7 protein-coding genes and 2 pseudogenes are annotated in these 13068 nt (G+C 72.5%); 6 read left to right on the top strand and 3 right to left on the bottom strand.

The window, feature by feature from the left end:
• Positions 1 to 38 precede the first annotated feature (38 nt).
• The 5 genes from DTL70_RS09335 (at position 39) to DTL70_RS09355 (ending at position 6647) form a co-directional block, all read left to right on the top strand.
• Entirely contained in the window at positions 39 to 1151 is a 1113-nt protein-coding gene (locus tag DTL70_RS09335) for a substrate-binding domain-containing protein (RefSeq protein WP_114021398.1), read from the top strand.
• A 140-nt stretch (positions 1152 to 1291) separates the two neighbouring features.
• Positions 1292 to 2098, top strand: a complete 807-nt coding sequence (locus DTL70_RS09340) for an ATP-binding cassette domain-containing protein (protein WP_114021399.1) — start codon at positions 1292 to 1294, stop codon at positions 2096 to 2098.
• Positions 2095 to 3414, top strand: coding sequence for a sugar ABC transporter permease (locus DTL70_RS09345; protein WP_114021400.1), 1320 nt, complete (start codon positions 2095 to 2097; stop codon positions 3412 to 3414). Before DTL70_RS09340 ends, DTL70_RS09345 begins: the two co-directional genes overlap by 4 nt.
• A gap of 147 nt (positions 3415 to 3561) precedes the next feature.
• The gene (locus tag DTL70_RS09350) at positions 3562 to 3963 is read left to right on the top strand and encodes a hypothetical protein (protein WP_114021401.1); all 402 of its coding nucleotides are present in this window, start codon (positions 3562 to 3564) and stop codon (positions 3961 to 3963) included.
• Positions 3963 to 6647 carry a DUF4132 domain-containing protein gene (locus tag DTL70_RS09355; RefSeq protein ID WP_114021402.1) on the top strand — a complete coding sequence of 895 codons (2685 nt, stop codon included), beginning with the start codon at positions 3963 to 3965 and terminating at the stop codon, positions 6645 to 6647. Before DTL70_RS09350 ends, DTL70_RS09355 begins: the two co-directional genes overlap by 1 nt.
• 15 nt (positions 6648 to 6662) lie before the next feature.
• Here DTL70_RS09355 and DTL70_RS09360 read toward each other — a convergent pair.
• The 3 genes and pseudogenes from DTL70_RS09360 to DTL70_RS09365 form a co-directional block, all read right to left on the bottom strand.
• Positions 6663 to 8423, bottom strand: a pseudogene (locus DTL70_RS09360) (AfsR/SARP family transcriptional regulator); the annotation flags it as partial.
• Between the two features lie 567 nt (positions 8424 to 8990).
• Positions 8991 to 9200: pseudogene (locus DTL70_RS34175) on the bottom strand (helix-turn-helix domain-containing protein); the annotation flags it as partial.
• A 12-nt stretch (positions 9201 to 9212) separates the two neighbouring features.
• Positions 9213 to 9398, bottom strand: a complete 186-nt coding sequence (locus DTL70_RS09365) for a hypothetical protein (RefSeq protein ID WP_114021404.1) — start codon at positions 9396 to 9398, stop codon at positions 9213 to 9215.
• Positions 9399 to 11061: 1663 nt separating this feature from the next.
• Here DTL70_RS09365 and dxs point away from each other — a divergent pair.
• Positions 11062 to 12999: a 1-deoxy-D-xylulose-5-phosphate synthase gene (dxs, locus tag DTL70_RS09370; RefSeq protein WP_114021405.1), complete on the top strand. Its 1938-nt coding sequence runs from the start codon at positions 11062 to 11064 to the stop codon at positions 12997 to 12999.
• Positions 13000 to 13068 lie beyond the last annotated feature (69 nt).

Consider the following 13068-nt stretch of genomic DNA (forward strand, 5'->3'; position numbering starts at 1 on the left):
CCCGGCCGCGACGCCGCGGCCCCGTCAGGGAGGTCACCATGCACGCAGCGCTGCGCGGCATCGTCTTCGGTACCGTCACACTCTCGCTCGCCCTCACCACAGCCGCCTGCGGCAGTGCTGACCAGGCGGACGGCAACGACAGCGGCAAGGAGAAGGAGGGCCCGCTGACGATCGGGCTGCTGCTCCCAGAGAACCAGACAGCACGTTACGAGCGGTTCGACAAGCCGCTGCTGGAGAAGAAGATCAAGGAACTGGCGGGCAAGGACACCAGAATCCTGTACTCCAACGCCAAACAGGACGCCAACCTCCAGCAGCAGCAGGCCGAGACGATGGTCACCAAGAAGGTCGACGCGCTCATCGTGGACGCCGTGGACGCCAAGTCCATCGCCAGCTCCGTCAAGAAGGCCGACGACGCCGACATCCCCGTCGTCGCCTACGACCGCCTCGCCGAAGGCCCCATCAAGGCCTACACCTCCGTCGACAACCCGCGGGTCGGCAAGATCCAGGCCGAGTCCCTGCTCAAGGAGCTCGGCGACAAGGCCGACGACGGCAAGATCGTCATGATGAACGGCTCCGTCACCGACCCCAACGCCAAGATGTACAAGGAGGGCGCCCACTCCGTCCTCGACGGCAAGGTGAAGGTCGGCAAGGAGTACGACACCAAGGAGTGGAAGCCGGAGAACGCCAACGGCAACATGAAGGGCGCCCTCTCCTCCCTCGGCAAGAAGAACATCGTCGGTGTCTACTCGGCCAACGACGGTATGGCCGGCGGCATCATCACCGCGCTCAAGGGCGCCGGTTTCACCAAGGACAACATGCCTCCGGTGACGGGCCAGGACGCCGAACTCAACGCCGTGCAGCGCATCCTGTCCGGCGAGCAGTTCATGAGCGTCTACAAGCCGTACGTGCCCGAGACCTCGGCGGCGGCCGAGTTCGCCGTCGCACTGGCCAAGGGCGAGAAGCTGGACGACATCGCCACCTCCACGTCCGACAGCTCCTCGCAGAAGGAGATCCCCACCAAGATCGTCACTCCGCTGCCGCTGACCAAGGACGACATCAAGAAGTACGTGGGCAAGTCCGGGTTCTTCACGGCCAAGGAGATCTGCACCAGCAAGTTCAAGAAGGCCTGTGACGAGGCGGGCATCAAGTAGGTCCAGGCGACATCGATCGGCCCGGCGGCCCCGTCGGCACCGCACTCGCCCGCCCGCCGTACGGAAGCCCCAGCGGCCCCGTCCGGCGGGCGGGCGGCGGCCCGACGGCCCACCGCCGGCGCGCCGATCACGGTTAAGGAGTGATTCACGTGTCCGCTACGCCCGTGCTGGCGTTGCGCGGAGTCTCCAAGCGGTTCGGCGCCGTGCAGGCGCTCACGGACGTCGAGCTGGAGGTCCACCCCGGCGAGGTCGTCGCGCTCGTCGGGGACAACGGTGCAGGAAAGTCCACCCTGGTCAAAGCCATCGCGGGCGTCAGCCCCGCGGACGAGGGCCGCCTGGAGTGGAACGGCGAGCCCGTCAGCGTCGACAAGCCGCACGACGCCCAGGAACTCGGCATCGCGACCGTCTACCAGGACCTGGCGCTGTGCGACAACCTCGACGTCGTCGGCAACCTCTTCCTGGGCAACGAACTCAAGTCGGGGGGCATCCTCGACGAGGTCGAGATGGAGCGCCGCTCCCGCGAGCTCCTCTCCACCCTCTCGATCCGCATTCCCAGCGTCCGCATCCCCGTCGCCTCCCTCTCCGGCGGGCAGCGGCAGACCGTGGCCATCGCCCGCTCGCTGCTCGGCGAGCCCCGCGTCGTCATCCTCGACGAGCCCACCGCCGCGCTCGGCGTCGAGCAGACCGCGCAGGTTCTCGACCTGGTGGAGCGGCTGCGGGAGCGGGAGCTGGGCGTGCTGCTCATCAGCCACAACATGGCCGACGTGCGCGCCGTCAGCGACCGGGTCGCCGTCCTGCGCCTCGGCCGCAACAACGGCACCTTCACGGTGAGCGAGACCTCCCAGGAGGAGATCGTCTCGGCGATCACCGGAGCCACTGACAACGTCGTCACCCGGCGCAATGCCCGAACCGCACAGCAGGCGTCCACCACGGAGGTGCGCAAGTGACCACCGGCACCCCCACAGACGGAGCCACGGGCGACAAGGCCACCGCCCCCCAGCAGGACGGGGGCGAAGCGAACGGCACAGCGGCCGCCGGATCCGTCGCGTCCGTCGACCCGCGCCTCCTCGTGCGCGAACGCGGCTTCGCCGGCTACCTCGACGACCTGACGCGCCGCCTGCGCACCGGCGAACTCGGCTCGCTGCCCGTGATCGTCGGGCTCATCGTCATCGGCCTCGTCTTCCAGCTCCAGGACTCCGCGTTCCTGAGTGCGAACAACCTCAGCAACCTGTTCGTGCAGAGCGCCGGAACCGGGCTGATCGCGGTCGGCATCGTCTTCGTCCTGCTGCTGGGCGAGATCGACCTGTCCGTCGGCTCGGTCAGCGGCATGTCCGCAGCCGTGCTGGCCGTGCTCAACATCAACCAGGGCATGAACGAGGTCCTGGCCGTGATCCTGGCCATCCTCGTCGGCATGGCGGCCGGCGCCCTGCACGGCTTCTTCTTCGCCAAGATCGGTGTCCCCGCCTTCGTGGTCACGCTGGCCGGCCTGCTCGGCTGGAACGGCCTGATGCTCCAGATCCTCGGTCCCAGCGGCACCATCAACCTCGACGACGACGGCGTGGTCGCCCAACTGACCAACCACTACTTCGCCGACAAGTTCTGGGCGATGGGGCTGGCCACCGTCTGCGTGCTGGCGTTCCTCGGCTTCTCGCTGCTGGACGCGCGCCGGCGCAAGGCGGCGGACGTGCCCAGCCGCCCGCTCAGCGAGATCGTGCTCCGCACGGTCGTCGTGGCGATACCCGCCTACGCGGCGGCCCTCGTCTTCAACTCCTACAAGGGCCTCCCGCTGGCGGTCGTCATCTTCGTCGGCGTCATCGTCCTCGGTGACTTCGTGCTCCGCCGCACCACCTACGGGCGGCAGGTCTTCGCCGTCGGCGGCAGCAGCGAGGCCGCCGCGCGGGCCGGCATCAGCGTGCCCATGATCCGGATCACCGTCTACGCGATCGCCGGGACCATGGCCGCCGTCGGCGGACTGTTCTTCGCCTCCCAGATCAACGCCGCCAACCAGTCCTCGGGCGCGGGCAGCCTGCTGATGAACTGCATCGCCGCCGCCGTCATCGGCGGCACCAGCCTCTTCGGCGGCCGCGGCAAGACCTGGTCGGCGCTGCTGGGTGCCCTCGTCATCCAGTCGATCAACTCCGGCATGGCCCTGCTGGGTACCGGGTCCGCCGTCCGCGACATGATCACCGGCGCGGTGCTGCTCGCCGCGGTCGTCATCGACTCGATCTCCCGCCGCACGCAGAAGACCGCGGGGCGCGCCTGAGAGCCGGTGCCGGGTGGGCGGGCGCGCCGCCCACCCGGCACCGGCCGCCGCGGGCACGTGCGTCGTCACGGCAGCCGCGGGCGGCGCCGGCTCGCATGCCGTTGCGGACGGCGACGCGGTGTCACACCCGCCCTCTAGGATCCTGGAATGACTCAGATCGTATGCGCTGACGAGAGCACGTCCCAGGGCCGGTTCGCGGCGCTCGTGCTCGATGTGGAGGAGGAACGGGTCAGTGTGCGGGAGCTGATCAGAAGGCGGGTGTTCCAGGAGGTCGCCGAGTACCACGCGGGGGAAGCGGCCGGACCGTTCCGAGGGCTCGTGCGGCCGACGGCGGACGAGGCCGTGCTGAACGGCTCGCGGGGCCCGTCCCGTCCGCCGCACCGGATCGACCCGGAGCGGCAGTTCGACGCCGCGGTGCGGGCGTTCGAGAGGAACGGCTTCCTGCTCCTGACCCAGGAGCGGCAGCTGACGCGTCTCGACGAGGAGATCGACCTCGTGGCGGGTTCGGAGATCACCTTCTTGAAGCTCGTCCCCCTGGTGGGTGGCTGATGAGCGACTTCGACGCGTGCCGGGCCGCGGTGCGGGCCGCCGCCGAACGCGACGACGCCTCGGCGGTCCACGAGGCACTGGCCTCCGCTCCCGAGCTGTCGTGGGCGGTGGAGCTGCTGCGGCCCCTCCCCGAATATCTCCGTCTGCGCGCGCGGTTGCGGGCCGGCGAGGCCTACGGGCAGGCCGAGACGGAGCAGCGGCGTGCCGCGGCCATGTACATGCAGGTATCGGAGTCGCCGGAGCTGGAGGTGATGGGCCCACGCGAGCTGGAGGCCGTCGTACGGACGGTCGTCGCGGACAAGACTTCGGCGGCGGCCTGCAAACGGGCTTTCGGCGCCAGGCGGCTGCCGTGGGTGCTGCTGGACGTGCTGCCCGACGACGCCCGGCACCGCCTGCTGCGCCACTGCGTCGAGGTCTACCAAGACGCCGGGACACCGGAGCAGCGCGACAAGGCCGTGGTCCTGCATGCCATGGCGTCCTCGGGCCGTCCTGACGACCTCATGGCGGCGGACCGTCAGCGCTTGCTGGAGGGCTACCGGGAGAACGTCGACTGGGCGCTGGAGAGTTACGACGTGGCCTGGGTGGAACTGGCCTCAGGGCGTCGGATCCCGCCGGCTCTCGGCGCGGAGATGCGGCGTGTGTACCACGACAGCCATCCCGTCAGGACGTCGGCGTCCCGGGAAGTCCTGCGGCTGCTCGCCGAGCGCCACCCGGTGCTCAACGCCGGTGAGCGGTGGTCGGACCACGCGCTCGCCGAACTGGCTCAGCTGCCCGCTGCCTGGACCGACGTGCTGCGGCACGCCGCGACGCTGACGTCGGTCAAGCCTGGCGCACCCTGGGCACGGACCGCGCGGACCCTGCTCGCCGAGGTCGACGCGGAACGGTTCCCGGAGCGGGTGGCGGACTGGCTGGCCCTGCTGGGCGGCCCGCCCACACTGCCGCGTGAGCCGGGGTTCGCCTACGACCCGTACAACTACGAGGTGGCGCGCGGCCTGGTGTGGACGCTGACGCTCCTGCCCGGACAGGCGCAAACGCCCCGGGCGCTGGGCGCGGTGCTGGGTAGAGCGCTGCGCAAGCTACCGGGCGTGGGTCCGGGCATGCCGAAGCTCGCCAACGCGTGTGCGACGGCGCTGTGCACGATGGAGGGCGAGGCCGCCCTCGCGGAACTCGCCCGGCTCACCACCCGGGTGACGTACAAGGCGACACTCAAGATTCTCCAGACCGGGCTGGACACGCGTGCCCGGGACCTGGGACTCGGCCGGGAGGAGATCGAGGAGCTGGCCGTTTACTCGTACGGGCTGTCGCAGGACGGCCGCCGGGTTGTGCACTTCGGCGACGAGGCGACGGAAGCGACCGCCGAGCTGGCGATCGACGGTGGCACCGCGGTGCTGCGCTGGCGGAACGCCGCCGGCAAGCCGGTCACGTCGGTGCCCGCCGCCGTACGCCGCGACCACGCCCGTCAGCTGAAGGAGCTCAGGGCCGAGGTCAAGGAGATCAACGCGACGCTGGGCGCGGTGGCCAAGCGCCTGGAGAGGGTCCTGCTCACCCGGCGCGCATGGCCCGCGCAGGTGTGGCGCGAGCGCTACCTGGAGCATCCGCTGGCCGGTACGGTCGCCCGCCGCCTGCTGTGGACGCTCGACGGCACGGCATGCCGCTCCACCGACGGCGCACTGCGCGACCTGGCGGGCGAGCCGGTGACGGGCCAGGGCACCGTGCGGCTGTGGCACCCGGTGGGCAGGACCGTCGAGGAGGTGATGGCCTGGCGGCAGCGCCTGGAGGACGAGCGGATCACCCAGCCCTTCAAACAGGCGCACCGCGAGGTCTACCTGCTCACCGACGCGGAACGGCGCACCGCCACCTACTCCAACCGCTTCGCCGGGCACATCCTGGGCCAGCACAGGTTCCGCGCACTGGCGGCCCAGCGCGGCTGGCGCGACGCCGAGTTGCGGATATGCCATCACGACACCTCCTACCCGCCCGCCGTGCGCGAACTGCCCGAGTGGGGGCTGCGCGCCGAATACTGGGTGCGCGGCGAGGGCGAGCCCGGCACCGTGCCCACCACCGACTCGGGCGCCTACACGCTGCTGGCCACGGACCAGGTGAGGTTCTATCCGATCGACGCGCCGGGCAACACGATCAGCAGCGAAGGGAGGCAGGGGTTCTGCATGCCGGGACCCCGGAAGGTGGACCCCGTGCCGCTGGAGGAGATACCGGCCCGGGTGCTCAGCGAGGTGCTCAGAGACGTCGACCTGTTCGTCGGCGTCGCGAGCGTGGCCGGTGACCCCACGTGGCAGGACGGCGGACCCGGCGGGCACTACGCCCGGTACTGGACCTCCGTCGGCTTCGGCGAGCTGAGCGAGACCGCGCGGACCCGCCACGACCTGCTGGCGCGGCTGCTGCCCCGGCTGGCCATCGGCGACCGGTGCCACGTCGAGGGCCGCTTCCTGCACGTCAAGGGCGCACTGCACACATACAGGATCCACCTGGGGTCGGGGAACGTCCTGCTGGACCCGGGGGACCGGTACCTGTGCGTCCTCGCGAAGAGCGAGCCCTCGTCCTCCGCGCACGTGTATCTGCCGTTCGACGGCGACTGGACACTGTCGGTGATCCTCAGCAAGGCGCTGATGCTGGCCGACGACACACAGATCACCGACCCGGTCCTTCTCGAACAGCTCCGAGGGTGACGCAGCACCTCAGCCGTCGGCGCGGCCTCTGGCGTGGAGCCGCATCAGGTTGTGCAGCCGGTAGCGCCCGGGCCCGGCCGACTCCAGCAGGGAGCTGTCGACCAGGGCCTCCAACAGGTCCTCGGCCTCTTCCGCCGAGCGGTCGAGGAGCGCGGCGGCGGCGGACAGCGGGATGTCGGGGCCCTCGGTGAGCCCGAGCAGGCGGAACGCCCTGGCCTGCTCCGCGTCCAGGTGGGCGTAGCCGAGTTCGAAGGTGGCCCCGACGGCCTGGTCGCCGGCCTGCAACTCGTCCAGTCGGCGGCGCTCGTCGGCCAGCTTGGCGGCGAGCACGGACACGGTCCACGTCCGGCGGGCCGAGAGCCTGGCGGCCGCGATGCGCAGCGCCAGCGGCAGGAACCCGCACGCCGCCACGACATCCATCGCGGCCTCCCGCTCCGCGCCGACGCGTTCCGCCCCCACGACGCGGGAGAAGAGGGCCATGGCCTCGCCGGGGCCCAGCACGTCCAGATCGACGAGGCGGGCACCGGCCAGGTCGACCATGCGGACGCGGCTGGTCACCAGCGCCGCGCAACCCGCGGTGCCCGGGAGGAGGGGGCGGACCTGGGCGGCGTCGCGGGCGTTGTCGAGCAGGATCAGGACACGCCGCCCCGCCAGCAGCGAACGGAAGAGCGCCGCACGCTCCTCGACGCCCTCCGGGAGGGAGGCGTCGTCGGTTCCCAGGGAGCGGAGGAACCCCCCGAGCACGGCCGCGCGGTCCGCGGGAGAGGCGCCGGTCCCCTGGAGGTCGACGTAGAGCTGTCCGTCGGGGAACCGGTCGGCCACGGCGTGCCCGAGGTGGACGGCCAGCGCCGTCTTGCCGACGCCGCCGATACCCGCGAGGGCCATGACGGTGCCGTCGGCCCGCGCGAGCTGGGCGCCGAGCCGGGCGACGAGCGCGTCACGGCCGGTGAAGTCCGGGAGAGTGGCCGGGAGTTGCGCGGGCCGGGCGAACGTCCGTGGCTGCGCGGTGCCGCTCTCGTCCGGGCACGCCAGGCTCTCGTCGGCCGCCAGGATGCGCTGCTGGAGCTCCGTCAGCTCCGGGCCCGGGTCGACACCGAGCTCGTCGGCGAGCAGCCGCCGGATGTCGGCGTGCACGGCCAGCGCCTCGGCCTGGCGGCCGCTGCGGTAGAGGGCGAGCATCAGCAGCTCGCGCAGCCGCTCCCGCAGCGGGTGCGAAGCGGCGAGCGCGGTCAGACCGACGACGGCCTCCGCATGCCGGCCGAGCCGCAGGTCCAGGTCGTACCGCAGCTCCAACAAGCTCATCCGCCACTCCGTCAGGCGGGCGCGCTGGGCCTCCGCGTACGGGCCCGGTACGTGGGCGAGCGGTTCCCCGCTCCACTGGGCGAGGGCCGCGTCGTACAGCTCACAGGCCCTGACCAGGTCACCGCCCGAGACGGCCGTGTCGGCCTGCGCGGCCAGCCGACGCGCGGTCTCCACATCGAGCGACGTACCGTCTCCGTCTCCGTCGCCCAGCGCGTAGCCGCCGGACTCGCTGACCAGCAGGTCGCCGTCGGGCCCGAGCGCCTTGCGGATGCGCGAGGCGTAGGTGCGCAACGCCGCCCTCGCCAGCTCGGGGGGCTCCTCGCCCCAGATCGCGTCGATCAACTCCTCGGCCGTCGCGGTGTGCCCGCCGCGCAGCAGGAGCGCCGCGAGCAGCGCCTTCTGCTGAGGCGACCCCAGCGCCAGAGGCTGCTCACCGCGCCAGACGCGTACGGGACCGAGAACGGTGAGGCGCAGTGCGCCGGCGCGCGGCGGGACGGGGCCCGTACGGGGCCCGGGCGCGAGCCCGGACCGGGGCGCGGGGAGAGGCTGCGCCCGAGCCACGTGTGCACCGGAGAAGAGACCCTCCACAAGGAACGGGCCCCCTTCGCGCAGGGGTTCGCGGAAGGCCTCTTCGCCGGGCTCGCGGAAAGTGGCCTCCTCGCGAGGCGGGGCCACACCGGTGCCCGGCGGCGTGCGCGTGACCACCCGCCGCCACGCCTCCATCCACGGGCGCCGCTCCCTGGCGGGAACCTCACAGGCGTCCAGGAACGCGACCAGTTGCCGCTCGTCCCGCGGCACCGTCTGCCCGCGCAGAATGCGGTGGACCGTGCTGTGCGGCAGCGCGCCGTAACCGCCCGCGCGGCGCTCCATCGTCCGCAACGGGGGCCCGCCCGCCGCGCTGTAGAGGCCCCACAGCGCGGCCGACAGGCCCGGCAGATCCGCGACGGTCTCCGGGGCCAGTGCCACACGGCCCCCCGCGGCGCCGTGCAACTGCTCCTGCCGAGCCCTCCGCCACATGCGCAAGGCCACCTCCACCGACACGCCGCACCCCCGGGCGTACGCCTCGACAACGGGCCCCGTGGGCACCGACGCCGCCGAAGCGGCCCGTTGCAGCGTCGTGGCATGCAGCCCGGTGCGCGCGGCCAGCTGAGCGTAGGTCAGGCCTTCCGCCGCCCGCTGATGCCGCAGCCACCTGACGAGATCGGCGAGCGCCCGGTTCGGTGTGGTGATCGGCTTCTCCCTGCGCCCCACGTCGAGACACCCTCAAGCCTGAGAGCCGGCCTGCAGCCCCCGTATCACCAGGCGGCCCACCCGGCTGCCGCCGCGCAGCGCGAGCAGCACGCCGAGCGCGACGAGCCCGGCGGCCCCCAGCACGTCGCGGACCGCGGGAGGCGGCGTCCCGGTGACCGTCAACGCGCTCGCCAGCACGGCGATCACCACGATGACCACGACCTCCGACGGGCCGGGCCCGCCCTGGTCGTGCGGGTTCGGACCGACACAGCGAGCCGGAGAAGCCGGAGAAGCCGGAGAAGCCGGGAAAGCCGAGGAAGTCGGGGAAGGGATCGCCCCGGCGCGGCGGGCCGGGAAGGGAAGGCGGAACATGGACCGTGCCTCCTGAGATCGTCCGCCCGGGCGTTACGAGCCGGGCGCGTTGCGGGCTCCACATGTCTGCACGGCCGACCGGTGCTTGCCGACACCGGCGGCTGGAGAAGCATCGTGCCACTCCCCGCACCCGGAAGCAGGGGCCCGAAGGGGGCAGGGGGAGTTGATGCGTTCCCGTCCCGGACGCCGGGCCCGGAACGGCCGGGGCCTGACGCTGCCGACACGGGTGTGACCAGCGGCGGAACACCCGCCGGTGGGGCGGCGCCACGCTACCGCGCCCGAAGATGCGCGCCCGTCCCAGCTCCGCTTGCCGATTGGTGACCGGCCTCTGCGAGCATCGTCGGCGTACGGGAGAACTCCCGTACCGCTCCCTGAGAGTTGCGGGCTCCACCGAGACGAGCAGGGACACGAGGCGGACACGCGTTGCCGCGCGTCACCGCTTACGGGGCCGGCGTGCGCGCACGCCGGCCCCGCCACGAGGCGTGCCCGGTCCGGACCGGGCACGCCTCGTGGCGGGGCCGGACACGCCGGTGCGGCCCCGGCGCTGCCGCGCCGATGCCTGTGCCGCCGCCAGCACCCGACCTGGGCCGCCCGAGCCCAGAGCGAGCAGCCCCGGACCCGGGCCGACGGTGCCCACCCGGGCCATCGGACCCGCCAGGACCACCCGCCTCCACCCGCCCCATCCGACCTGCCCGAGCCGACCCACCCCACCGGCCCACTCGGCCCCGGACCGCCCCCGCTGGCCCGGCCGATCCCGCCGCCCGGGCCACCGGCTGACCCGCGCCACTCGACCCACTCGGCGTACCGGGCCGATCCGGCCCACCGAGCCGACCCGGCCAATCGGGGCCGATCCGGGCGGCCGGACCCCCGAGCCACCCGGCCAACCCGGGCCGACTCGGTTCACTCGGCCGATCCGGCCGACCCGGGCCCACCGGCCCACCGTGGGGCCCGGCCCACCGAGCCGACTGGGCCACCCGGGCCACCGGGCCGCCCCGGGGCACTCGACCGACCAGGCCCGCCGACCCGGCCGACCCGGGCCCACCGGCCGACCGGGCTCACCCGGCGAACCCGACCGGCCCGGCCGACGCGGCCGAACCAGCCGCCCGCCACCCGGCCCCCCGGCCGGGTGGCCCAGCGTTGGTGTGTCCGGGCGGGGTGGGTGGGGGAGGGGCGTCGTGGGGCGTGGACGTAGGTTTGGGAATCGCACAGGGATTCGAGTGCGGGTGGCCGGTCGCCCGGCTGCCGCGGTGTGAGATACGAGTCATCCGGGTCACCGGAGGCATGGGGGGCGGGTGCGAGGGAACAGCCGGACCCACCTCGCGCGGGTGTCCGCACACGCCGCGCGGGGCTGCCATTCGTGTGACTGATATGGCACCGGCCGGTGAACCTGAACGTCGGCGGAACATTAGACTCTGGAAGACCGCCCGGCCGAAGGGTTGGGGAGGAATCGGTACGGTCCGACAACGACAGCTCGACAGCGTGTTCACACGCTCGAAGCAAGGAGGTACGGGTGGCGTTGCTGACCCGCATCACGGGACCACGCGATCTGGACCGGCTCACTCCGGAGCAGCTGGAGACGCTGGCAGGGGAGATCCGCACCTTCCTGGTGGAGGCGGTCTCCAAGACCGGCGGGCACCTGGGCCCGAACCTCGGCGTGGTCGAGCTGACCCTCGCCCTGCACCGCGTCTTCGACTCCCCCAAGGACAAGGTCCTCTTCGACACCGGGCACCAGTCCTACGTGCACAAGGTGCTCACCGGGCGGCAGGACTTCTCCCGGCTGCGCGCGAAGGGGGGCCTGTCGGGCTACCCCTCGCGGGCCGAGTCGGCGCACGACGTGATCGAGAACAGCCACGCCTCCACGGTGCTGGGCTGGGCCGACGGGCTGGCCAAGGCGAACGAGGTCCGGGGCAGTGACGACCACGTGGTGGCCGTCATCGGTGACGGCGCGCTGACCGGCGGTATGGCGTGGGAGGCGCTGAACAACATCGCCGCGGCGAAGGACCGTCCGCTGGTGATCGTCGTCAACGACAACGAGCGCTCCTACTCGCCCACCATCGGCGGCCTGGCCAACCACCTGGCCACCCTCCGCACCACCGACGGCTACGAGCGCTTCCTGGCCCGCGGCAAGGACGTGCTCAACCGCACCCCCGTGGTCGGCAAGCCGCTGTACGAGACGCTGCACGGCGCCAAGAAGGGGCTCAAGGACTTCATCGCGCCGCAGGGCATGTTCGAGGACCTGGGTCTGAAGTACGTCGGGCCGATCGACGGGCACGACATCGCCGCCGTCGAGTCCGCGCTCCAGCGCGCCAAGCGCTTCGGTGGTCCCGTGCTGGTCCACTGCCTCACCGAGAAGGGCCGCGGCTACCAGCCCGCCCGCCAGGACGAGGCCGACCAGTTCCACGCCGTCGGCGTCATCCATCCCGACACCGGACTGCCCGTCAAGTCCTCCGGGGCCGACTGGACCTCCGTCTTCAGTGACGAGATGGTCAAGCTCGGCCGGGAGCGCGAGGACATCGTCGCCATCACGGCCGCGATGATGCGCCCCGTGGGGCTGCACGCCTTCGCGCAGGAGTTCCCCGAGCGGGTCTACGACGTGGGCATCGCCGAGCAGCACGGCGCGGTCTCCGCCGCCGGGCTCGCCACGGGCGGACTCCACCCCGTCTTCGCCGTGTACGCGACGTTCCTCAACCGCGCCTTCGACCAGCTCCTGATGGATGTGGCCCTGCACAGGTGCGGTGTCACCTTCGTGTTGGACCGGGCCGGTGTCACGGGCAGCGACGGTGCCTCCCACAACGGCATGTGGGACATGTCCCTGTTGCAGTGCGTGCCGGGCCTGCGGCTGGCCGCGCCCCGCGACGCCGAGCAGGTGCGCGCGCAGCTGCGTGAGGCCGTCCGGGTCGACGACGCGCCCACGGTGGTGCGCTACTCCAAGGGCGCGGTCGGCCCCGCGGTGCCCGCGGTGCGCCGGGTGGGCGGCATGGACGTGCTGCGGGAGCCGGCGGACGGCCCGGGCGCGGATGTGCTGCTGGTGTCGGTGGGCGCGCTCGCTCCGATGTGTCTGGAGATCGCCGACCTGCTCGACAAGCAGGGCATCACCACCACCGTGGTCGACCCCCGGTGGGTCAAGCCGGTGGACGAGGCGCTGCCGCCGCTGGCCGAGCGGCACCGGGTCGTCGTCACCGTCGAGGACAACAGCCGGGCGGGCGGTGTGGGCTCCGCCGTCGCGCAGGCGCTGCGGGACGCGGGCGTCGACGTGCCGCTGCGCGACTTCGGCATCCCCGAGAAGTTCCTGGACCACGGCAGCCGCAAGGAGATCATGGCGGAGATCGGGCTCACCGCGCCCGACGTGGCCCGCCAGGTCACCGGACTCGTCGCCAAGCTGGACGGCCGCGGCCCTGACCCCAGCGGCCCGCAGGTCAGTGCCTGGGAGGGCGCGACCCCCTCGTAGCGGCGTCGCGCCCGCCCGCGTACGGTGTGCGCCGCGTCGGCCTCTTACGGCGCCCGTCGCCCCTCCGCC

The organism is Streptomyces diacarni (assembly GCF_003323715.1).
Lineage (GTDB): Bacteria > Actinomycetota > Actinomycetes > Streptomycetales > Streptomycetaceae > Streptomyces > Streptomyces diacarni.

Coding starts and splice junctions, on each gene's coding strand:
- DTL70_RS09335 (WP_114021398.1), top strand. CDS start 39: ATGCACGCAGCGCTGCGCGGCATCGTCTTCGGTACCGTCACACTCTCG.
- DTL70_RS09355 (WP_114021402.1), top strand. CDS start 3,963: ATGAGCGACTTCGACGCGTGCCGGGCCGCGGTGCGGGCCGCCGCCGAA.
- DTL70_RS09350 (WP_114021401.1), top strand. CDS start 3,562: ATGACTCAGATCGTATGCGCTGACGAGAGCACGTCCCAGGGCCGGTTC.